Origin of the sequence: Parvibaculum sp. (assembly GCF_030651915.1) — a bacterium.
GTDB lineage: Bacteria > Pseudomonadota > Alphaproteobacteria > Parvibaculales > Parvibaculaceae > Parvibaculum.
This window is the reverse complement of sequence record NZ_JAUSBV010000002.1, coordinates 367,438-388,929: the sequence shown is the minus strand read 5'-3', so window position 1 is coordinate 388,929 and position 21,492 is coordinate 367,438. Positions and strand designations below refer to the sequence as shown.

Here is a 21,492-nt window from a genome sequence, read left to right as displayed (position 1 = left end):
TCCGGAAGGGAAGCGCCATTTTTGCAACAGATACCCACCCAAATAAGCGTCGGACCGGTCACTTCATCGTCGGAATGACGAAGGAGGAACCTTCCTTGAGGCCGGTCGGCCAGCGCGAGGTGACCGTCTTGACGCGGGTCCAGAACTTGACGCCTTCCGGCCCATGTTGATTGGTGTCGCCGAAGGCCGAGCGCTTCCAGCCGCCGAAGGTATGATAGGCCAGCGGCACCGGGATCGGCACGTTGATGCCGACCATGCCGACCTGAACCTTCGAGGCGAAGCTGCGCGCCGCATCGCCGTCGCGCGTGAAGATCGCGACACCGTTGCCATATTGATGTTTGGTCGGCAGCGCGGCCGCTTCCTCGAAATCCTTCGCCCGCACGACCTGCAGCACGGGTCCGAAAATCTCGTCCTTGTAGCTCTGCATGTCGGCCGTCACATGGTCGAACAGCGAGCCGCCGAGAAAGAAGCCGTTTTCATAACCCTGCAGCTTGAAGCCGCGGCCGTCGACCAGCAGCTTCGCACCTTCCTTGACGCCCATGTCGATATAGGATTTGACCTTTTCGAGATGCGCCTTGCTGACCAGCGGCCCGTAATCGCTGTCGGCAGCGTTCGAGATGCCGACTTTCAGCGCCTGCACGCGCGGCACGAGTTTCTCGACAAGCCGGTTGGCCGTGTCCTCGCCGACGGGCACCGCAACCGAAATCGCCATGCAGCGTTCGCCGGCCGAACCGTAGCCGGCGCCGATCAGCTCGTTGACGACCTGATCCATATCGGCGTCGGGCATGATGATCGCATGGTTCTTGGCACCGCCCATCGCCTGCACGCGCTTTCCATGCGCTGCGCCTGTCGCATAGACATATTGCGCGATGTCGGAGGAACCGACGAAGCTGACCGCCTGGATCGTCGGATCGGTCAGGATCGCATCGACCGCTTCCTTGTCGCCATTGACGACGTTCAACACGCCGGCCGGCGCGCCAGCTTCCATGAAAAGTTCAGCAAGACGGATCGGCACCGACGGATCCTTCTCCGACGGCTTGCAGATGAAGCTGTTGCCGCAGGCGATCGAGACGCCGAACATCCACATCGGGATCATCGCCGGAAAGTTGAACGGCGTGATGCCGGCGCAGACGCCCAAGGGCTGGCGCATCGAATACATGTCGATGCCGGGGCCGGCGCCTTCGGTGAACTCGCCCTTCATCAGATGCGGGATGCCGCAGGCGAACTCGATCACTTCGAGGCCGCGCTGGATGTCGCCCTTCGAGTCGGCGATCACCTTGCCATGTTGCGATGACAGCAGCTCGGCCAGCTCGTTCATGTTGGCTTCGAGCAGGCGCTTGAACTCGAACATGACGCGGGCGCGGCGTTGCGGATTGGTCGCCGCCCAGTCGGGAAAGGCCTTGGCCGCGACCTCGACGGCGGCGTGCAGCTCGGCGGCGCTCGCCAGCGGCGTCCGCGCGGTCACCTCGCCGGTATTCGGATTGGTGACGTCGAGAAAGCGCCCGCTCGTGCCCGCGACATGTTTGCCGCCGATGAAATGTGTCAGGTCATTCGCCATACGCTTCGCCGCAAGCCCGCTTCCGCGGGGCCCGCGCCTCCCTTTTGTGCTTGTCCGGGGTCTGTTTAACGCGCGCGTCAACGGCGCGGCAAGGCCCGTGGGAGGCGATTTGGGACCCGGTGAGCCCGAATCCGGCCCGGACGGCCGTGACCTAACGTCAACAGGGCGAAAGAATCCTCATAATCGGCCGTTTCACTGTGGCCTTTCGGTCCAAATCATCACTAACATTGCCTCCGGGCGCCTGTCGAAACCGTGCGGGAGAAGCCGGGGGGGCCTTTGCAGGCCGCAAGGATTTGGCGGCCGGGGTGAAACAAACGGGCGAAACGACCGCCAAGAGGAAATGATCATGTCCAACTTCATGAAGACCGCCATTGCCATCATCGTGCTCGCCGTCGTGCTGGTGATCGGCTACCGGATGATGAACCCTGAAGACGCCACCATGGGCGAGACCACAGACAGCATGATGGAAGATGCCGGCGACGCCGCAGACGCCACCATGGATGCCGTGGGCGATGCGGCCGACGCCACCGTCGAAGCCGTCGAGGATGCGGCCGAGGCCACCGGCGAGGCCGCTGGGGACGCCTATGACTACGTGACCGGCGAAGACGATGCCGCCGCCGAGGAAGAAGCGGTCGAATAAGACCCTGCCGCTCCTGAAGGGGAGCAAGGATCCGGCCCGCGCCGTCCTCGGACAGCGCGGGCCGTTTCGTATCCAGGCTCAGCAGCAGACGGAGACCGGCGCCGCTTCAGGCTTGGCAGAGACCGGCGCGCAGCCGCAGGCGGCTTGATCCTCAGGCGTCGCATCGAGCGCCGAAAGCTCAGGCCCGCTGCCGAATTCATCCATCTGATGCAGCGTGTAGAAGGCTTCCCAGCGCACGCCATCGGGATCGGCGGTCCAGCTCTTTTCGGATTTGGCATAGCAGCAGGTCGTGACGCCTTCGGGCAGGTAAGGCGCCTCGGCCGCTTTCAGGCGCTCGAAGATCGGCGCCAGTTCGTCCGGCGCATCGACCTGGATGCCGGCATGGGCAAAGCCCTTTTCGCCCGACAAGGTCTCGACGACGAAATTGACGCGCGGATCCTCCAGCATCCATTTGGCATAGCCCGGACGGCGCACCGAAGGTTCGGCGCCGAACAGGGTCGAATAGAAAGTGACTGATTTTTCAAGGTCTTCGACCCCGAAACTGACATGCAGACGTTTCATCACACGCGCTCCTTTCGAGTTGATTTCGTGGCCGCCACGGCGCAGGGGGACAAGGTCCCGCAGGCGCCCTGGCAACAATCGTCGAGCAGGAAACCGGCCAGCCCCAGCATCGCCTCGAGATTGGCCGCATAGACGATCGAGCGGCCCTCGCGCCGCGAGACGACCAGACCGGCATGGGCCAACTCCTTGAGATGAAAGGACAAGGTCGCCGGCGGCACCGAAAGCGCCTCGGCGATCTCGCCCGCCGCCAGCCCGCCCTCGCCGGCGCGCGGCGCATGGGCGCGCACAAGGGCGCGAAAGATCGAGAGGCGGGTCTCCTGAGCAAGGGCGGCGAGCGCCGAGAGGGCTGTTTCCATTTTCATGATTCTAGAAATATAAAAATATTTTGAGGCTGTCAAGAGGCAGCGCGCAACAGCGAAAACACCCCCTCTGTCACAAAACTGTCATAAAACTGTCACATGCCGAGTTATCCCCGGCCGCAACGGCCACTTATCCCCGGGCCCGACAGGCATTTATCCCCGCCTTCGCCCCTTGCCGGCACCGGCGCGGCCGATTCGGACTTATCCCCGCCCCCCGGGGATAAGCGAAGGGCGACAGATTTTTCCAGCATCCGGCGGCGAAACGTTGACGGAAAAACCGGGGCCCCGCCGTTCGATCAATGTCGGCATTCGCTTTTGCCCTCCGGCGTCAGCATCCCTCAAGATCCGATGCCGCGGCCCGCGCCATCTATCCCCCCATCCTTTGCACTAAGGGCGGTGGCGCGGGCCGGCTTCCTTTTGCGCTAGGCTTGCCGCGCGGATGAAAGGGAGCCTTCCATGATCGTCATTACCGGTGCGGCGATAATCGCCGACGAAAACCGCGCGGCTTTCAAGCCCGTCGCCGAACGCCAGGTGACGCTGTCGCGCGCCGAGCCCGGCAATCTCGCCTACAGCTATTACGAAGACCAGATGTGCCCCGGCCGCTTTTTCTTCTATGAGGAATGGCGGGACCGCGCCGCCGTCGATTTCCATTTCGCGCAAGACTACTGCCATGAATTCATGGAAGCGGCGCGGCGCCTCGCCGTGGTGCCGCCGGAAATCTCGATCCGTGAAGTCATGGTGAAGGAAGGGTAAATCGTCCGGCGACGGAGGACCGGATTGCCGCCGCTTTTTCGCCGCCGGGCGAAAGGCAGGCGCGCGCAGTGGCCCACGTGTTCACCTCGTATTCAGGCCTTGGGGCGTAGTCTTTATCTCAAGACGGCGCCGGATGTACGCGCCGGTAATTCGGGTCCAGGCCCCGGCTGCGTCGCGAGCGCCCCGGCATATCCCGGCCCCACCCAAACCCGGCCCGCTTCCTCGCGGGGCCGGGTTTTTCTTGTGGGCCGCGCCGGCCGCCGCCGCGCCTTTCCGCGATGTTCCTCTATAATCTCCGCCGATGCTTCAGGAGGACACCGCCATGCTTTGCCGCTTCCGTTCCGCCGCCGCCCTCGCCGCCCTGCTGTTGCTTGGCGGCTGCTTCGTTTCGACCAAAGACCTGATCCCGGCCGCCGAGGCCGATTATCCGGTGGCGGACGATGCGCGCTTCACGCTGCATGAGCTCGATGAAAACGGCGCGCGCACCAAGGAGAAGCCCGGCATCGCCCATGTGTCGCGCGACGGCGACCGCTACATGATGGTGGTCAACGATCACGGCAGGCCGGTCGCCGGACGGATGAAGGAAATCGCGCCCGGCCTTTATGCGGTGATGGCGCGCGAGATGGATGCAGACCTGTCGGAAGGCGGCCTCTACGCGCTGCTCGAACGCGACGGCAACAACTGGAAACGCTGGGGCATGATCTGCCCTGACTTTGTGGAGCTGGCAGAGGCGCAAGGCGTCGCGCTGGCGGATTTCGGCGTGACGGTCGAGAGCAGCGATTGCGTGGTGGAAGATTTCGCGAGCCTGACGAAGGCGCTGCTGTTTGCGCATGAGTTCGCCAAGCCCGACGCGGTTTATGTGGCGGAGTGAGAGGCCAACGAGAGGCTGACCCCCTCACCCTTCCCAACGATGCGGCTTCGCCGCATCGCCGGGCCCCTTCCCTCTCCCCGCTGGGGAGAGGGAAATAGATGTCGCGCTTCAATCCCTCTCCCCTCCGGGGAGAGGGAGGGAGCCGTCGTCAGACGGCGGAAGGGTGAGGGGCCGGGCGGCAGCGTCGAAACTCAGTCGCTCACTTCCGACAGGAAGCGGCGCTTGGTGACCCAGAGCGGCATGAGCGCGCCTGTGAGCCAGTAGATGAAAATGGCAGCGACAACGTGGAAGGGCGCGCGCAGGATCGCGCGCGGTTCGGATTCGAGATCGTCCACATAATCTTCGACAGGAACGATCAGCGCCCGCGCCGCTTCCGCATCATGCTCGAAGACATGAATTTCGATCCCGCCCGACGCAACCACCAGGAACCAGTAGTTCCGGATGTGATGAAACGCAGGCACCACCGAAGCGATGCCGTAGGCGGCGAGCATGGCGCGAAGGCACTCGGCCTCGGCGATGGAAAACCCGACATGGAGCGGAACGAGCCGCGCCACGAAGCGGGCCTTACGACTGCCGCTCGACCATCATCTTCTTGATCTCGGCGATGGCTTTGGCGGGGTTGAGGCCTTTGGGGCAGGCGCGGGTGCAGTTCATGATCGTGTGGCAGCGGTAAAGCCGGAACGGATCCTCGAGCGCGTCGAGGCGTTCGCCGGTCGCCTCGTCGCGGCTGTCGATCAGCCAGCGATAGGCCTGCAACAGCGCGGCGGGGCCGAGATAGCGGTCGCCGTTCCACCAGTAGGAGGGGCATGAGGTCGAGCAGCAGGCGCAGAGAATGCACTCGTAAAGACCGTCGAGCTTTTCACGGTCGTCATGGCTCTGGCGCCATTCCTTTTCGGGCTCGGCCGATTTGGTCTGCAGCCAGGGCTCGATGAAGGCGTGCTGCGCGTAGAAGTTCGTCAGGTCGGGCACGAGGTCCTTGATCACCGGCATATGCGGCAAGGGATAGATCCTGACGTCGCCCTTCACCTCGCCGATGCCCTTGGTGCAGGCCAGCGTGTTCTCGCCGTCGATATTCATCGCGCAGGAACCGCAAATGCCCTCGCGGCAGGAACGGCGGAAGGTCAGCGTCTGGTCGGTCTCGTTCTTGATCTTGATCAGCGCGTCGAGAACCATCGGCCCGCATTGGTCGAGATCGACTTCGTAAGTGTCGATGCGCGGATTGGCCGTGTCGTCCGGCGACCAGCGATAGACGCGGAAGCGCCGGACATTCTTGGCGCCCGGTGCGGCCTTGAAGGTCTCGCCTTCGGTGACCGTGGAATTTTTCGGCAGTGTGAGCTGAACCATGATCTGACCCTGTTGCGCGTCAGTAAACGCGCGCCTTCGGCTTGATATATTCGATGTCGCTGGAGAGCGTGTAAGCATGGACCGGGCGGTAGTCGAGGCGGGGCTTGCCGCTGGCATCGTCCACCCAGCACAGCGTGTGCTTCATCCAGGTCTCGTCATTGCGCTCCGGGAAATCCTCGCGTGCATGGGCGCCGCGGCTTTCCTGGCGGTTGACCGCACCCTCGACGGTGGCGATCGCCTGCACGATCAGGTTGTCGAATTCGAGCGTCTCGATCAGATCGGAATTCCAGATCAGCGAGCGGTCACTGACCTTGATGTCGGACATGGCGGCATGCACATCGGCGACGCGCTTCTGGCCCGACAGCAATGTCTCGCCGGTGCGGAAGACGGCGACGTCTTCCTGCATGGCGCGCTGCATGGTGAGGCGCAACTCGGCGGTCGGCGTCGTGCCGTTCGCATTGCGGAAACGGTCGAGACGCGCCAGCGCGTGATCGCCGGTCTCTTTGGCCATTTCCGGTTGGCGCTGGCCGGGCGTCACCAGCTCGGCGGCGCGCAAGCCCGCGGCGCGGCCGAAGACGACGAGGTCGATCAGCGAATTGGAGCCGAGACGGTTGGCGCCATGTACCGAGACGCAGGCCGCCTCGCCGATCGCCATCAGGCCCGGCACCACCGTGTCGGGATTGCCGTCTTTCAGCGTCAGCACCTCGCCGTGGAAATTGGTCGGGATGCCGCCCATGTTGTAATGGACCGTCGGCAACACCGGGATCGGCTCCTTGGTGACATCGACGCCGGCGAAGATATGCGCGGACTCCGAAATGCCCGGCAGACGTTCGGCGAGGATCGCCGGATCGAGATGGTCGAGATGCAGGAAGATGTGATCCTTGGCCGGGCCGACGCCGCGGCCTTCGCGGATTTCGACCGTCATCGAACGCGAGACGACATCGCGCGAGGCGAGGTCTTTCGCGCTGGGCGCATAGCGCTCCATGAAACGCTCGCCCTCGGAATTGGTCAGATAGCCGCCCTCGCCGCGCGCGCCTTCGGTGATCAGGCAGCCGGCGCCATAAATGCCGGTCGGATGGAACTGCACGAATTCCATGTCCTGCAGCGGCAACCCGGCGCGCAGCACCATCGCATTGCCGTCGCCGGTGCAGGTATGGGCCGAGGTCGCCGAGAAATAGGCGCGGCCATAACCGCCGGTGGCGAGAATGACCAGCGAGGCGCGGAAGCGATGCACTTCGCCGGTCGCCATGTCGAGCGCGACGACGCCGCGGCAAACCCCTTCGGCATCCATGATCAGGTCGATGGCGAAATATTCGATATAGAACTGCGCCTTGTGACGCACCGACTGGCCATACAAAGTGTGCAGCATCGCATGGCCGGTGCGGTCGGCCGCCGCGCAGGTGCGCTGGGCGATGCCTTCGCCGAAATTTGTGGTCATACCGCCAAAGGGACGCTGATAGATCTTGCCTTCCTCGGTGCGGGAAAACGGCACGCCGAAATGTTCGAGCTCGTAGACGGCTTCCGGCGCCTGGCGGCAGAGATATTCGATCGCGTCCTGATCGCCAAGCCAGTCGGAACCCTTGACCGTGTCGTACATGTGCCAGCGCCAGTCGTCCGGGCCCATATTGCCGAGCGAAGCGGAAATGCCGCCCTGCGCGGCGACCGTGTGACTGCGGGTCGGGAAGACCTTGGTGATATTGGCGGTCTTGAGACCCTTTTCGACGCAACCCAGCGTCGCGCGCAACCCCGCGCCGCCGGCGCCGACAACGACGACATCGAAAGTGTGATCGGTGAATGTGTAGCTCGACGTCATGAAAGGCTCTTTCGACGCAGGAGAGTTCAGGAACCGAAACCGATTTTCAGCGCCGCATAGATGCAGGCGATGCCGATGGCGGCCGAGAAGAAGATGTTGAGCAGCAGCGACAGGGTTTTCAGGCCCTCGGCAATCACGTAATCCTCGATGATGACCTGCATGCCGAGACGCATGTGCCAGACGCCGGAAAGGATCAGCGCCAGAAGCGCGATCACGGCCAGCGGATGGCCGAGATATGTCCTCACCGTCAGATAGTCGGCGCCCGACAGCGCGACCAGCGAGGCGATCAGAAAAAGCGCCAGCGGCACATTGGCGGCCGCGGTGACGCGCTGCAGCCAGAAATGATGGGCGCCGGATTTGGCCGAGCCGAGGCCGATGACGCGGCTCAAGGGTGTGCGCATATCGGCCATCAGAGCGCTCCCATCATCGCGTAACCGGCAATCCAGACCAGCACCGTCAGCGCGACCGAGCCGAGGATCGTGCCCCAGGCCATCAGATTGGCGGTGCCGATTTCGAAGCCCTTGCCGAAATCCCAGACGAAATGGCGGATGCCGCCCAGCATGTGGTGGATCAGCGCCCAAGTGTAGCCGAAGAGCACGAGACGGCCGAACCAGGAGCCGATGAAACCCTCGAAAACCGCATAGGCCTCCGGCCCCGAGGCCAGCGCGACAAGCCACCAGGCCAGCAGCAGCGTGCCGGCATAAAGCCCCGCCCCGGTGATGCGATGGACGATCGACATGACCATGGTGACGGTCAGGCGATAGATCTGCAGATGCGGGGAAAGCGGCCTTGCGGCCTGTCGCGGTTCAGCCATTCGAATTTTCCCAAAGAATCCCAGAGAAGATGGGCCGGGCGGGCCGGGAGGCAAGCCCCCATTGAGTCTGTTGTTTATCGCGCCAAACGCTTGAAGGCAAATGCCGAAACCCGCCGCAACGTCACGCTTGCGCAAAGGCTCGCCGCGCCCAATCGAGAAGCATTCGCAACGAAAACCGGGTCTGCCACCCGGCAGCAGGCGCCCCTCAGCGGCGCGGCATCAGCACCCAGTAATCGAGATCGAGAATGACGCCGTCCTCGTAACCCTTGTCCTTTGTGCCCGGGAAATCGGCGCAAGGACGGTCCTTGGTGGCGATGGTGCGCAGCCGCAGCGCGGCAATGTCCTCGCGCTTGGGCAGAGCCGACTTCGCCAGCACTTCCGACCAGGCAAAAACCGTGTCGCCGGCAAAGCAGGGCGCGACGTGGCGCCCGGCATTGATGGCGGCGATGGTGAGCGCATTGCCGAGGCCGTTGAAGGAGAGCGAACGGGCCAGCGAAATCACATGGCCGCCATAGATCAGGCGGCGGCCGAAGCGGCCCTTGCCTTCGGTGAACTGATTGAAATGCACCTTGGCGGTGTTCTGGTAGAGACGCGTCGCCATCATGTGTTCGGCTTCCTCGATGGTGACGCCGTCGACATGGTCGATCTTCTCGCCCACTTCATAGTCGTCCCAGAAATGGGGCGAGCCGGAAGCGACGGTGTCGAAGCCCTTGAAGCTTGTCTTTGCCGGTGCGGCGAGATGCGACGGCTCGACGACCGCCGGCAGATGCGGCACATCGGCTTCCGGCGCGCGCGCGGCCTTGTCGCGCTTTCGAACCATCACCCAGCGCACATAATCGATGACGGTTTCGCCGCGCTGGTTGCGGCCCGTCGAACGGACATAGACGGTGCCGGTTTCGCCGTTGGAATTCTCCTTCAGCCCGATCACTTTCGACTCGGTTGCGAGCGTGTCGCCCGGAAAGACCGGTTTGAGGAACTTGCAATCGGCATAACCGAGATTGGCGACCGCATTGAGCGAGATGTCGGGCACGGTCTTGCCGAAGACGATGTGGAAGGCAAGGAGATCGTCGACAGGCGCCGTGGCGTAACCGGCCTTCCGCGCAACCTCGGCCGAGGACTGCAGCGCAAAGCGCGAACCGAACAAGGCCTGGTAAAGCGCCGTGTCGCCTTCCGAAACCGTGCGCGGCGTCGCATGCCGCAGCACCTGCCCGACCTTGAAATCCTCGAAGAAATTGCCGGCATTGGTCTTCGACATCGCGCTCACTCCACCACGGCTTCAAGCTCGGCGATCGCATCGGCGATGGCGACGACCCGCTCGGCGATTTCGGCATGCAGGATCTCGACCATGCGGCCCTCGATCTTCAACACGCCCTTGCCCCTGTTTTCGGGCAGCTTGAAGGCCGCGATGGTCTGGCGCGCCAGCGCGACCGCCTCGGGATCGGGCGAGAAGATGCGGTTGCAGGGATCGAGCTGCGACGGATGGATCAGCGTCTTGCCGTCGAAACCCATGTCGCGGCCCTGCTCGCAGATGGCGGCGAAGCCCTCTTCGTTCCTGATGTCGTTATAGACGCCGTCGAGGATAACCAGGCCATAGGCGCGTGCGGCCAGAAGCGCGAGGCCGAGCGCGGCCAGCATCGGCACGCGGTCGGGCGTATGCGCGGCGCGCAATTCCTTGGCGATGTCGTTGGTGCCCATGACCCAGAGGGTCATGCGGCTGCCGGGCTCGCGCGCCTTGGCGGCGATCGCCTGAATGTTGAGCAGCGCCAGCGGCGTCTCGATCATGCACCAGAGCTGGATGCCGCCCTTCGCGCCCGCATCCGAGAGCGCCTCTTCGGCGCGCTCGACATCGGCGGCCGAATTGATCTTCGGCACCAGGATCGCATCGGGGCCGGCGGCGACCGCGGCCTTGATGTCGTCGAGGCCCCAGGGTGTGTCGAGGCCGTTGACCCGGATGGCGATTTCGCGCTTGCCGTAACCGCCCTGTTTGACCGCCGCCGCAACCTGGGCACGCGCCTCTTCCTTGGCATCGGGCGCCACCGCGTCCTCGAGATCGAGGATCAGCGCATCGGCCTTGAGCTCGCGGGCCTTTTCGAGCGCGCGCGCGTTCGATCCCGGCATGTAGAGAACGCTGCGGCGCGGGCGGGCGGAAAGGTCGGCCATGAAGGGTCTCCGGATCGCTGGGGCGGGGCTTCGCGATGCGGACACTATAAAGAGCGGGCGCGGCTGTGAAGCGGAATCAGCCCGCAAGACGGCGCGGCATGCGCGGCAGCACGCGGGCATGGGGCATGCGCACCGTGATCGTGGTGCCCTGACCGGGCTCGGAATCGATCACCAGCGTCGCCCCGTGCAGGCGGGCCAGCGCGCGGGTCAGCGGCAGGCCGAGACCGGTGCCTTCGGCCGAATAGACATTGCTGTCCTTGCCGATCTGGCGGAAGGGCTCGAGCGCGGTCGGAATATCCGCCTTGGCCATGCCGATGCCGCTGTCCGAGACGCGGAAGGCCATGCGCTCGTCGGGCTCCATGCAGGCCGCCAGTTCGATATGGCCGCCCTTGGGCGTGAACTTGACCGCATTCGAGACCAGATTGAGCAGGATCTGGCGGAGCGCCCGCTTGTCGGCATTGAGGCCGGGCAGGTCCTGTTCGAGCGTGACGCCGAAATCGATGCCAGCTTCCTCGGCGCGGTGCCGCATCATGCGCTCGCAGCTGGCCATCACATCGACGACATCGAGCTCTTCCTCGTAAAGCTCGTAGCGATCGGCCTCGATCTTGGAGAGATCGAGAATATCGTTGATCAGGCTGAGAAGATGGCTGGAGGATTTGTGGATGTCGACGACATAGTCCTTGTAGCGCTCGTTCTCGATCGGCCCGAACAGCTCGCCATTCATCACTTCGGAGAATCCGATGATCGCATTGAGCGGCGTCCGGAGTTCGTGGCTCATATTGGCCAGAAACTGCGACTTGGAGGCGTTGGCAAGCTCGGCCACGTCGCGCGCATCGCGCAGCTGGTTGGCGGTGCGCTCGCGCTCATTGACCTCACGGTTGAACTTGTCGAGCACCAGATTGTAACGCGTGGCGATTTCGCCGGCCTCGGTGAAGGGCTCGACATGCAGCGACTTCGAGAAGTCGCCGCGCGCCGCCTGGCCTTCCATCGCGCCCAGCACATCGAGCAGCGCGCTGGAGGCACCATGCTCGGCGATGTTGAGGCCGATGCGCTCGTCTTCCCTGGAGACGCGCAGGGGCAGAAAGCGATTGACGATGCGCAGCACGACATAAGCCGTCGTGAAGGCAAAGAGCCCGGCGGCCGCCACGCCCTGCAGCTGCACCAGAAACTGTTCGACCCGTGTGTGGCCATGCGGGAACATCGACACATCGCCGAAGAGCGCCACCGCCAGCGTGCCCCAGATGCCGGCCGCCAGATGCACCGGCACCGCATCGACCGCATCGTCGATTTCGAGCCGCTCCAGAAGCTGGCTGGCCAGGTAGCAGACAAGGCCGCCAATGGCGCCGATCAGCACGGCGGCGCCGGTGTCGACGATGTGGCAATTGGCGGTGATGGCGACGAGGCCGGCCAGCACGCCGTTCAGCGTCTGCTGCACATCGGGCAGCCCGCGCGTGAACCAGCTGAGACCGGTGGCGGCGAAACCGCCGGCGGCCGCCGCCAGCATGGTGTGAACCAGAATGAAGGGAACGGAGGCATCGAGCGCCAGCGTCGAGCCGCCATTGAAGCCGAACCAGCCGATCCACAACAGGAACATGCCGAGCGTCGCCATCGGCATGTCATGCGGTTCGATGCGCCCGCCATTGGGACCGAAGCGGCCGATGCGTGCACCCATGACGAGGATCGCGGCCAGCGCGATCCAGCCGCCGATCGAATGGACGACGGTCGAGCCGGCGAAGTCGATGAAGCCCCTGAGTTCGAGCCAGCCCGCCGCCTCGCCGGCCAGAATGCCGCCCCAGGCCCAGTGACCGAAGACCGGATAGATCGCCATGCTGAGCACGGCGGCGGTGATCAGATAGCCGCGAAAGCTCATGCGCTCGGCAACCGCGCCGGCGACGATGGTGGTAGCGGTCGAACAGAAGGCGAGCTGGAAAAAGAAAAACACCATGACCCAGGCGGTACCCGCCGAGGCATTGGCGGCACCGCTCTGGAAGGCAAAATCGCTGACGCCGAAAAAGCCGGCGGCACTGGCGCCGAACATCAGCCCGAAGCCGACCAGCCAGAAGCCGAGGCCGGCGACGCAGAAATCCATCACGTTCTTGACCGCGACGTTGATGGAATTCTTGGCCCGCACCATGCCGGATTCGAGGCAGGTGAAACCGGCCTGCATCAGGATCACCAGGATCGTGCAGATGAGAACCCAGATGGTGTCGATCGACTGTGCCGCACTGCCCACGATCCGCCCCCGGAATATGCATGGAAAACTGACGTTGGCGTCAGATTACCGGGCGAAAAGTAAATTTTTCGCGCCGCAATAAATCGCGGCGGCCGAAAAAACGGCGGAATCCCTGCACATATTTTGTGCAGGGATTATCGGCAGGTTAACAGGCGCGATCAGGGACGGAGGTCGATCCGCAGACGGACGGGTTTTTTGCCGCGCTCACGCCGCCTTCTTGAGGTAGCGCGCGCCCAGAATTTCGGCAATCTGTACCGTGTTGAGCGCCGCGCCCTTGCGCAGATTGTCGGAGACGACCCAGATGTTGAGACCGTTCTCGACGGTCGGGTCGACACGGATGCGGCTGATATAGGTCGCATAATCGCCGACGCATTCGATCGGCGTCACATAGCCGCCATCCTCGCGCTTGTCGACGACCAGACAACCCGGCGCCTCGCGCAGGATGTCGCGCGCCTCGTCATCCGAGATCGGCCGTTCAAACTCGATATTGATGGCTTCCGAATGGCCGACGAAAACCGGCACGCGCACGCAGGTCGCCGTCAGCTTGATCTTCGGATCGAGGATCTTCTTGGTCTCGGCCATCATCTTCCATTCCTCTTTCGTCTGTCCGTCTTCCATGAAGACGTCGATATGCGGAATGACGTTGAAGGCGATCTGCTTGGTGAACTTGCCCTCGTCGATGCTGTCATTGACGAAGATGGCGCGGGTCTGGCTGAAGAGCTCGTCCATCGCCTCCTTGCCGGCGCCCGAGACCGACTGATAGGTCGAGACGACGACGCGGCGGATGCCGGCGGCGTCATGCAGCGGCTTCAGCGCCACGACCATCTGCGCCGTCGAGCAATTGGGATTGGCGATGATGTTCTTCTTCGTATAGCCGGCAATCGCCGCCGCATTGACTTCCGGCACGATCAGCGGCACGTCGGGGTCCATCCGCCAGCGCGACGAATTGTCGATGACGACGCAGCCCTTGGCGGCGATCTTCGGCGCCCATTCGGCCGACATCTCGCCCGAGGTCGCCATCAGGCAGATATCGGTGCCCTTGAAGTCGTAGGTGTCGAGCCCCTTGACCTTGATGTCGCGGTCGCCGAAGGAGACCTCGGTGCCGAGGCTGCGCCGCGAGGCGAGCGCCACCACCTCGTCGGCCGGGAACTGACGCTCGGCCAGAATGTTGAGCATTTCGCGCCCGACATTGCCGGTGGCGCCGAGAACGGCAATCTTGTAGCCCATGATCGTTTTCCTTGTCTGGGACCGCCACCCGGAGCGGTCCTCCAACGGGTCAAGCGGCCGGTCAATCTATCCGTTCAGTTTGGCGAGCGCGGCGAGGATCGCATCGCCCATCTCTTTGGTGCCGACTTTTTTCATGCCCGGCTGCATGATGTCGCCGGTGCGAAGCCCGTTGGCGAGCACGGTATCGACGGCTTTTTCGAGCAGGTCGGCATCGGCGCCGAGTTCGAACGTGTAGCGCAGCGCCATGGCGAAACTGAGGATCGAGGCGATCGGATTGGCCGCACCCGTGCCGGCGATGTCCGGGGCGGAGCCGTGCACCGGCTCATACATGGCGCAGGCCTTGCCGTTTGCATCCCGGGCGCCGAGCGAGGCCGACGGCAGCATGCCGAGCGAGCCGGTCAGCATCGAGGCGATATCGGAGAGCACGTCGCCAAAGAGATTGTCGGTGACGATGACGTCGAACTGTTTCGGATTGCGCACCAGCTGCATGGCGCAATTGTCGGCCAGCATGTGCTCGAGCTTGACGTCCGAAAACTTCTCCTTGTGAAGCTTGATGACTTCCTCGTACCAGAGGACGCCCGACTTCATCACATTGCGCTTCTCGACCGACATGACGCGGTTGCCGCGCTTCTTCGCCAGGTCGAAGGCGACCTCGGCGATGCGGCGGATTTCGCTGGTCGTATAGACCTGCGTGTCGACGCCGCGGCGCTCGCCATTGCCAAGATCGGTGATTTCCTTCGGCTCGCCGAAATAGACGCCGCCGGTGAGTTCCCGCACGATCATGATGTCGAGACCCTCGACAATCTCGCGCTTCAGCGAGGACGCATCCGCCAGCGCCGCGAAGCAGAGCGCGGGGCGCAGATTGGCGAAGAGTTCGAGATCCTTGCGGAGGCGAAGCAGCCCTGCTTCCGGGCGGCCCTCGTAAGGCACATTGTCCCATTTGGGTCCGCCGACCGCGCCGAGCATGACGGCATCGGCGCGCCTGGCCTTCTCGACCGTCGCGTCGGTGACGGCGACGCCATGCGCGTCGTAGCAGCAGCCGCCGACCAGTTCGTTTTCGATCTTCGCATCGAAGCCGCGATTGTCGTTGTACCAGCCGATCACGCGCTCGACTTCGCCCATGACTTCCGGGCCGATGCCGTCGCCGGCGACGATGAGGATGTTTCTTGTCATTTACTTTTCTTCGCTTCGGGTGTCAGAGCCAGGGCTGCTCGGCTTCGAGCTTCTTTTCGAAGCCGGCGATCTTCTCGACCTTCTGCAGCGTCAACCCGACGCCGTCGAGACCGTTGAGCATGCAATGCTTGCGGAAGGGGTCGATGTCGAATTGGATGACGCCGCCATCGGGCCCGCGGATTTCCTGCGCTTCGAGATCGACGGTAACGACGGCGTTCGAGCCGCGCTCGGCATCGTCCATCAGCTTGTCGACGTCCGATTGCGGCAGCACGATGGGCAGGATGCCGTTCTGGAAGCAGTTATTGTAGAAGATGTCGGCAAAGCTCGTCGCGATGACGCAGCGGATGCCGAAATCCAAGAGCGCCCAGGGCGCATGCTCGCGCGACGAACCGCAGCCGAAATTCTCGCCGGTCACGAGGATCTGCGCATTGCGATAGGCCGGCTTGTTGAGCACGAAATCCGGAATTTCCTTCCCGTCATCGTCATAGCGCATCTCGTCGAACAGGTTCTTGCCGAGCCCCGTGCGCTTGATCGTCTTCAGGAACTGCTTCGGGATGATCATGTCGGTATCGACATTGATGATCGGCAGCGGCGCCGCAACGCCCGTCAGCTTGTTGAACTTGTCCATTTACCCGTCCTCAGTTCTTGAATTCGCGCACATCGACGAAATGCCCCGCAAACGCCGCCGCCGCCGCCATGGCGGGCGAGACGAGATGCGTGCGGCCGCCGCGGCCCTGACGGCCTTCGAAATTGCGGTTCGACGTCGAGGCGCAGCGTTCGCCGGGCTCGAGCTTGTCGGCGTTCATCGCCAGACACATCGAGCAGCCGGGCTCACGCCATTCGAAGCCCGCTTCGAGGAAGATCTTGTCGAGACCTTCCTTCTCGGCTTGCGCTTTCACAAGGCCGGAACCGGGCACGACCATCGCGTTGACGGTGGACGCCACCTTGCGGCCGGCTTTGATCGCCTTTTCGGCGATGACGGCGGCGGCGCGCAGATCCTCGATGCGGCCATTGGTGCAGGAGCCGATGAAGACGCGGTCGATCTTGACCTCCGTGATCGGTGTGCCCGGTGTCAGACCCATATAGTCGAGCGCGCGTTGCATCGACTTCGCATGCGCTTCGTCATGCACGTCCTTCGGATCGGGAATGCGGTCCGTGATCTTGATGACGTTTTCCGGGCTCGTGCCCCAGGTGATCAGCGGCGGCAGGTCGGCGATGTCGATGGTGATTTCCTTGTCGAACGTCGCACCTTCGTCGGATGGCAGTGTCTTCCAGTAGTCGACCGCCATCTCCCACGCCTTGCCCTTCGGCGCGCGCGGGCGGCCTTCAAGATAGGCATAGGTCTTTTCGTCGGGTGCAATCAGCCCGGCGCGGGCGCCGCCTTCGATCGTCATGTTGCAGACGGTCATGCGGCCTTCCATCGAGAGATCGCGGATCGCCTCGCCGGCATATTCGATGACATAGCCGGTGCCGCCGGCCGTGCCGATCTCGCCGATGATGGCGAGCACGATGTCTTTCGCGGTGAAACCTTCCGGCGCCTTGCCTACCACATTGATGCGCATGTTCTTGGCCTTGGCCTGGATCAGCGTCTGGGTGGCGAGCACATGCTCGACCTCCGACGTGCCGATGCCATGCGCCAGCGCGCCGAAGGCGCCATGCGTCGAGGTGTGGCTGTCGCCGCAAACGATGGTGGTGCCGGGCAGCGTGAAGCCTTGCTCCGGCCCGACGATGTGCACGATGCCCTGACGGATGTCGGACATTTCGAGATATTCGACGCCGAAATCTTTTGCGTTGTGTTCGAGCGTCTCGACCTGGATGCGGCTCTCTTCGTCGGCGATGCCCTTGGAACGGTCGGTCGTCGGCACATTGTGATCGGCAACCGCCAGCGTCTTCAGCGGTGCATGCACGGGACGCTTCGCCATGCGCAGGCCCTCGAAGGCCTGCGGGCTTGTGACCTCATGCACGAGATGCCGGTCGATATAGAGCAGGCCGGTCCCGTCCTCGGCCATCTCGACCAGATGCGCATCCCAGATCTTGTCGTACATTGTGCGGGGCGACATTTCGCTTTCCTCGTCGTTCGGAACTTTCGTTCAGTGTAGCCCATAACAAAAACGGGCCGGGGCCTTCAGGCGCCCTGCCCGCTTTTCGTGACAGTTTCCGCTCGAATGCGGAGAAATCAGGCGGCGCCGCTGTCCTTGTTGCGGGTCTTGAAGTCCTGTTTTTCGGTAATTCGGGCAGCTTTGCCGCGAAGACCGCGCAGGTAATAGAGCTTGGCGCGACGCACGCGGCCCTTGCGCACGACCTTGATCGAGTCGACCAGCGGTCCGTAAAGCGGAAACACGCGCTCGACGCCCTCGCCGTAGGAAATCTTGCGGACCGTGAAGTTCTCGTTGATGCCGCCACCGGCGCGGCCGATGCAGACACCTTCATAGGCCTGCAGGCGCTCGCGCGTGCCTTCAACCACCTTCACATTGACCTGCAGCGTGTCGCCGGGGGCAAAATCGGGAATGGTCTTGCCGGCGGACAGTGCCGCGACCTGCTCCTGCTCGAGCTGCTCAATGATATTCATAGGGTCAAACCTCGGATATGAAGGCGTTCGGACCTCGAAAGGGACAATCCCGGCCCGGAAGCGCGCTTCCGTAACACAAATTATACCTCATGGCGACTGCCATCAGGGCTTCTTGCCCAGAAAATCGTCCCAAAGCTCGGGCCGCCTTTCCCGGGTCGCCTTTTCGGCCTCGGCACGGCGCCAGGCCTTGACCTTTTGATGGTCGCCGGAGGTCAAAACCGGCGGAATCTCGCGCCCCTCGAAGATCTGGGGTCTTGTATAATGCGGGTACTCCAGAAGTCCGCCTTCAAAGCTCTCTTCGGCCCCCGAGGCGTCCTTGCCCATCACCCCCGGCAAGAGCCGGACAACCGCATCGATCAGCGCCATGGCCGCCGGCTCGCCGCCGGACAACACGAAATCGCCGAGGCTGATCTCCTCCATTGCCCGCGCCTCGATGACCCGCTGATCGAGCCCCTCGAAACGCCCGCAGACAAGCGTCACCCCCGATCCTGTCGCCAGTTCCCGGACCCGGGCCTGTGTCAGCGGCCGGCCCCGGGGGCTCAGATAGATCAGCGGCTGCCCGCCCGGATGGACGGCATCGATCGCCGCCGCCATCACATCGGCCCGCATCACCATGCCCGGCCCGCCGCCCGACGGCGTGTCGTCGACCGAGCGGTGCCGGTCGGTCGCGAAATCGCGAATATCGACCGCCTCGAGCCGCCAGAGACCGCTTTCGAGCGCCTTGCCAGCCAGCGAGTGACCGAGCGGGCCCGGAAACATCTCCGGAAAGAGCGTCAGCACATTTGCCGACCAGGCTTCAGTCGCCATCCGCCGCCCCCTCCGCATCGCTAACGTCGTCGAAGGTGCCGAGCGGCGGATCGATGACGATACGCCCGCCGGCAATGTCGACCTCGGGCACATTCGCTTCGGTGAAGCCCATCAGCACCGTCGCCCCGCCATCGGGCGGGGCGATTTCCAGAAGATCGCCGGCACCGAAATTCAGCACCGCGACGACCGCGCCATAATCGTGCCCGTCGAGACCGACAGCGCGAAGGCCGACGAGGTCGGCATGGTACCAACCCTCATCCGCATCGGCCGGCGGCAGCCGGTCGCGTGAGACATAGAGCTCGGTGCCTCGAAGCGCCTCCGCCGCGTCCCGGTCGTCAATGCCGTCGAGCCGGCAGAGCACCAGCTCCTTGACCATGCCCTTCGCCTCGATGGCGAAGCGCCGTGCACCGTCGACCGTCTCGACCGGGCCATAAGCCGCAACGCCATCCGGCGCCTCGGTGAACGGCTTGACGCGGACAAGACCGCGCACGCCATGCGCGCCGACGACGACGCCGAGACAGACTTTCTTTTGCGGACCGTCAGCCATCGGCGCGATGCGCAAAGCCGGTTAGGCCTGCGCCTCTTCGGCCGGCGCTTCGGCTTCGGCAGCAGGCGCTTCGGCCGCAGGTTCTTCCACAGGCGCCTTGGCGGCTTCGGCGGCTTCTTCGGCCGCGATGCGCGCCGCGTCGAGACGCTCCTGGGCCTTCGCCTTGGGCTTGGCCTTTTCCGGGTTGCTGCGCGCCTTGCGCGTATAGGCGCCGGCCTCGTCGAGGAAACGCGCAACGCGGTCGGTCGGCAGCGCGCCGTGACCCAGCCAATGCTTGGCGCGCTCGATATTGAGCACCAGGCGGTCCTTGTTGTCCTTCGGCAGCAGCGGATTGAACGTGCCGATCTTTTCGATGAAGCGGCCGTCACGCGGGAAACGCGTGTCGGCGACGACGACGCGGTAGAAGGGACGCTTCTTGGCACCGCCGCGGGCGAGCCGGATTTTCAGAGCCATCTTGTCTTGCCTTTCAGGTAACCGGCGCGCGATGCGCCGGGTTTGTTTGATCGTCCGTCAACAGACCGAAGCGCGATATGCGCCGGCCCTATTTCCTTTTCTTTCCCGGCGGCAGGCCCGGAAGACCCCCGCCAAAGCCCGAGCCGGGAAGTCCCGGCAAGCCGCCACCCGGTCCACGCGGCAGACCGCCCAGACCGCCCGGTGGCAAAAGTTTTTCAAGCGCCTTTGGATCGCCCGCCATCTCCGGCGGCATCTCCGGCGCGCCACCGCCGAACAGCTTCGACATCAGGCCGCCCTTCTGACGGCCCATCGCCTTCATCATGTCGGCCATCTGGCGATGCAGCTTCAAGAGCCGGTTGATTTCCTGCACCTCGGTGCCGGAGCCGCGCGCGATGCGCTTCTTGCGGCTGGCGTTGAGCACTTTCGGGTTGCGCCGTTCGTCCTTGGTCATCGAAGAGATGATCGCCGCCTGGCGTTTGACGACGCTGTCGTCCATATGCGCGTTGGCGGCCTGCATCTGCGCCTTGCCGACACCGGGCAGCATGCCGAGCACGCCCTTCATGCCGCCCATACGTTTCATCTGCGCAAGCTGTTCGGCCATGTCGTCGAGGTCGAACTGACCCTTCCGCATTTTCTCGGCCATCTTGTTCGCCTTGTCGGCGTCGATGGTCTCTGCGGCTTTTTCGACAAGGCTGACGACATCGCCCATGCCGAGGATGCGGCCGGCCACCCGGTCGGCGCGGAAATCTTCCAGCGCATCCATTTTTTCGCCGATGCCGAGCAGCTTGATCGGCACGCCGGTAACGGCGCGCATCGAAAGCGCGGCACCGCCGCGGCCATCGCCGTCGACGCGCGTCAGCACAATGCCGGTGACGCCGACGCGGGCCTTGAAGGACTCGGCCACATTGACCGCATCCTGACCGGTCAGGCTGTCGGCAACGAGCAGCGTTTCATGCGGGTCGGTCGCATCGCGCACCTGCGCGACCTCGGCCATCAGGTCTTCGTCGACATGAATGCGGCCGGCCGTGTCGAGCATCAGCACGTCGTAGCCGCCAAGCCGCGCCGCTTCGAGCGCGCGCTTTGCGATCTGGATCGGTTGCTGGCCGGCGACGATCGGCAGCGTCGAGACGCCGACCTGTTCGCCGAGAATTTTCAACTGCTCCTGCGCCGCCGGACGGCGCGTGTCGAGCGAGGCCATCAGCACGCGGCGCTTGTCGCGCTCGCTCATGCGTTTGGCGATCTTGGCGGTCGAGGTGGTTTTGCCCGAGCCCTGCAGGCCCACCATCATGATGACGACAGGGGCGGCGGCGCGCAGCGAGATCGCAGTGTCCGCCTCGGTGCCACCCAGCATCTCGACCAGTTCGTCGTGAACGATCTTGATGACCTGCTGGCCGGGCGTCACCGACTTCAGCACTTCCTGGCCGACCGCACGGGCGCGCACCTTGTCGACAAAGGACTTGGCGACCGGCAGCGCGACATCGGCCTCGAGCAGGGCCCGGCGCACCTCGCGCATGGCCTCGTCGACATCCTTCTCGCTCAGGGCGCCGCGGCCCTTGAGCTTGGAAAGAACATCGCCGAAGCGGCCTGTCAGGTTCTCGAACACGTGGGCG

Annotated in this window: 23 protein-coding genes; 3 read left to right on the top strand and 20 right to left on the bottom strand. The window is 63.9% G+C overall.

What is annotated here, in order from left to right:
* Nucleotides 1-58: 58 nt before the first annotated feature.
* On the bottom strand, nucleotides 59-1,558 hold the full coding sequence (locus Q7V31_RS02375; RefSeq protein ID WP_304732211.1) for a CoA-acylating methylmalonate-semialdehyde dehydrogenase: 1,500 nt from the start codon (nucleotides 1,556-1,558) through the stop codon (nucleotides 59-61).
* A 346-nt stretch (nucleotides 1,559-1,904) separates the two neighbouring features.
* On the opposite strand from Q7V31_RS02375, the gene Q7V31_RS02370 reads away from it, so the two are divergent.
* Nucleotides 1,905-2,198: a hypothetical protein gene (locus Q7V31_RS02370; RefSeq protein ID WP_304732210.1), complete on the top strand. Its 294-nt coding sequence runs from the start codon at nucleotides 1,905-1,907 to the stop codon at nucleotides 2,196-2,198.
* A gap of 78 nt (nucleotides 2,199-2,276) precedes the next feature.
* Here Q7V31_RS02370 and Q7V31_RS02365 read toward each other — a convergent pair whose 3' ends face one another.
* Together Q7V31_RS02365 and Q7V31_RS02360 are read right to left on the bottom strand one after the other, a co-directional pair.
* Complete coding sequence (locus Q7V31_RS02365; RefSeq protein ID WP_304732209.1) at nucleotides 2,277-2,759, bottom strand: ArsI/CadI family heavy metal resistance metalloenzyme; 483 nt, start codon at nucleotides 2,757-2,759, stop codon at nucleotides 2,277-2,279.
* Nucleotides 2,759-3,115: a helix-turn-helix transcriptional regulator gene (locus tag Q7V31_RS02360; protein ID WP_304732208.1), complete on the bottom strand. Its 357-nt coding sequence runs from the start codon at nucleotides 3,113-3,115 to the stop codon at nucleotides 2,759-2,761. The genes Q7V31_RS02365 and Q7V31_RS02360 overlap by 1 nt, the downstream gene beginning before the upstream one ends.
* A 459-nt stretch (nucleotides 3,116-3,574) precedes the next feature.
* Here Q7V31_RS02360 and Q7V31_RS02355 point away from each other — a divergent pair, with 459 nt between their 5' ends.
* Both Q7V31_RS02355 and Q7V31_RS02350 read left to right on the top strand, forming a co-directional pair.
* Nucleotides 3,575-3,871 carry a putative quinol monooxygenase gene (locus Q7V31_RS02355; protein ID WP_304732207.1) on the top strand — a complete coding sequence of 99 codons (297 nt, stop codon included), beginning with the start codon at nucleotides 3,575-3,577 and terminating at the stop codon, nucleotides 3,869-3,871.
* 322 nt (nucleotides 3,872-4,193) lie between these two features.
* Nucleotides 4,194-4,742: a hypothetical protein gene (locus Q7V31_RS02350; RefSeq protein WP_304732206.1), complete on the top strand. Its 549-nt coding sequence runs from the start codon at nucleotides 4,194-4,196 to the stop codon at nucleotides 4,740-4,742.
* Between the two features lie 191 nt (nucleotides 4,743-4,933).
* On the opposite strand, the gene Q7V31_RS02345 is transcribed toward Q7V31_RS02350, so the two are convergent.
* The 17 genes from Q7V31_RS02345 to ffh form a co-directional block, all read right to left on the bottom strand.
* On the bottom strand, nucleotides 4,934-5,296 hold the full coding sequence (locus Q7V31_RS02345; protein WP_304732205.1) for a hypothetical protein: 363 nt from the start codon (nucleotides 5,294-5,296) through the stop codon (nucleotides 4,934-4,936).
* A 10-nt stretch (nucleotides 5,297-5,306) separates the two neighbouring features.
* Nucleotides 5,307-6,086 carry a succinate dehydrogenase iron-sulfur subunit gene (locus Q7V31_RS02340; protein ID WP_304732204.1) on the bottom strand — a complete coding sequence of 260 codons (780 nt, stop codon included), beginning with the start codon at nucleotides 6,084-6,086 and terminating at the stop codon, nucleotides 5,307-5,309.
* Nucleotides 6,087-6,105: 19 nt separating this feature from the next.
* Entirely contained in the window at nucleotides 6,106-7,899 is a 1,794-nt protein-coding gene (gene sdhA / locus Q7V31_RS02335) for a succinate dehydrogenase flavoprotein subunit (protein ID WP_304732203.1), read from the bottom strand.
* A 26-nt stretch (nucleotides 7,900-7,925) separates the two neighbouring features.
* Nucleotides 7,926-8,309 (bottom strand): succinate dehydrogenase, hydrophobic membrane anchor protein, encoded by a 384-nt coding sequence (gene sdhD, locus Q7V31_RS02330; protein WP_304732202.1) that lies wholly within the window; start codon nucleotides 8,307-8,309, stop codon nucleotides 7,926-7,928.
* On the bottom strand, nucleotides 8,309-8,713 hold the full coding sequence (sdhC, locus tag Q7V31_RS02325) for a succinate dehydrogenase, cytochrome b556 subunit (protein ID WP_304732201.1): 405 nt from the start codon (nucleotides 8,711-8,713) through the stop codon (nucleotides 8,309-8,311). The genes sdhD and sdhC overlap by 1 nt, the downstream gene beginning before the upstream one ends.
* A gap of 205 nt (nucleotides 8,714-8,918) precedes the next feature.
* Nucleotides 8,919-9,968, bottom strand: a complete 1,050-nt coding sequence (locus Q7V31_RS02320; protein ID WP_304732200.1) for a MaoC family dehydratase — start codon at nucleotides 9,966-9,968, stop codon at nucleotides 8,919-8,921.
* Nucleotides 9,969-9,973: 5 nt separating this feature from the next.
* Nucleotides 9,974-10,873: a CoA ester lyase gene (locus tag Q7V31_RS02315; protein ID WP_304732199.1), complete on the bottom strand. Its 900-nt coding sequence runs from the start codon at nucleotides 10,871-10,873 to the stop codon at nucleotides 9,974-9,976.
* A 76-nt stretch (nucleotides 10,874-10,949) separates the two neighbouring features.
* Entirely contained in the window at nucleotides 10,950-13,106 is a 2,157-nt protein-coding gene (gene amt, locus Q7V31_RS02310; protein WP_304732198.1) for an ammonium transporter, read from the bottom strand.
* A 204-nt stretch (nucleotides 13,107-13,310) separates the two neighbouring features.
* The gene (locus Q7V31_RS02305) at nucleotides 13,311-14,333 is read right to left on the bottom strand and encodes an aspartate-semialdehyde dehydrogenase (RefSeq protein ID WP_304732197.1); all 1,023 of its coding nucleotides are present in this window, start codon (nucleotides 14,331-14,333) and stop codon (nucleotides 13,311-13,313) included.
* 66 nt (nucleotides 14,334-14,399) lie between these two features.
* On the bottom strand, nucleotides 14,400-15,506 hold the full coding sequence (leuB, locus tag Q7V31_RS02300; protein ID WP_304732196.1) for a 3-isopropylmalate dehydrogenase: 1,107 nt from the start codon (nucleotides 15,504-15,506) through the stop codon (nucleotides 14,400-14,402).
* A gap of 22 nt (nucleotides 15,507-15,528) precedes the next feature.
* Nucleotides 15,529-16,134 (bottom strand): 3-isopropylmalate dehydratase small subunit, encoded by a 606-nt coding sequence (gene leuD / locus Q7V31_RS02295; protein WP_304732195.1) that lies wholly within the window; start codon nucleotides 16,132-16,134, stop codon nucleotides 15,529-15,531.
* Between the two features lie 10 nt (nucleotides 16,135-16,144).
* A complete protein-coding gene (gene leuC / locus Q7V31_RS02290) occupies nucleotides 16,145-17,566 on the bottom strand; it encodes a 3-isopropylmalate dehydratase large subunit (protein ID WP_304732194.1) in 1,422 nt (473 codons plus the stop codon).
* 116 nt (nucleotides 17,567-17,682) lie between these two features.
* Nucleotides 17,683-18,075 carry a 50S ribosomal protein L19 gene (gene rplS / locus Q7V31_RS02285; RefSeq protein WP_304732193.1) on the bottom strand — a complete coding sequence of 131 codons (393 nt, stop codon included), beginning with the start codon at nucleotides 18,073-18,075 and terminating at the stop codon, nucleotides 17,683-17,685.
* Nucleotides 18,076-18,177: 102 nt separating this feature from the next.
* On the bottom strand, nucleotides 18,178-18,882 hold the full coding sequence (trmD, locus tag Q7V31_RS02280) for a tRNA (guanosine(37)-N1)-methyltransferase TrmD (protein ID WP_304732192.1): 705 nt from the start codon (nucleotides 18,880-18,882) through the stop codon (nucleotides 18,178-18,180).
* Nucleotides 18,872-19,429, bottom strand: a complete 558-nt coding sequence (rimM, locus tag Q7V31_RS02275) for a ribosome maturation factor RimM (protein ID WP_304732191.1) — start codon at nucleotides 19,427-19,429, stop codon at nucleotides 18,872-18,874. The genes trmD and rimM overlap by 11 nt, the downstream gene beginning before the upstream one ends.
* A gap of 21 nt (nucleotides 19,430-19,450) precedes the next feature.
* On the bottom strand, nucleotides 19,451-19,882 hold the full coding sequence (rpsP, locus tag Q7V31_RS02270) for a 30S ribosomal protein S16 (RefSeq protein ID WP_304732190.1): 432 nt from the start codon (nucleotides 19,880-19,882) through the stop codon (nucleotides 19,451-19,453).
* An 88-nt stretch (nucleotides 19,883-19,970) separates the two neighbouring features.
* The gene (gene ffh / locus Q7V31_RS02265; protein WP_304732189.1) at nucleotides 19,971-21,485 is read right to left on the bottom strand and encodes a signal recognition particle protein; all 1,515 of its coding nucleotides are present in this window, start codon (nucleotides 21,483-21,485) and stop codon (nucleotides 19,971-19,973) included.
* Nucleotides 21,486-21,492 lie beyond the last annotated feature (7 nt).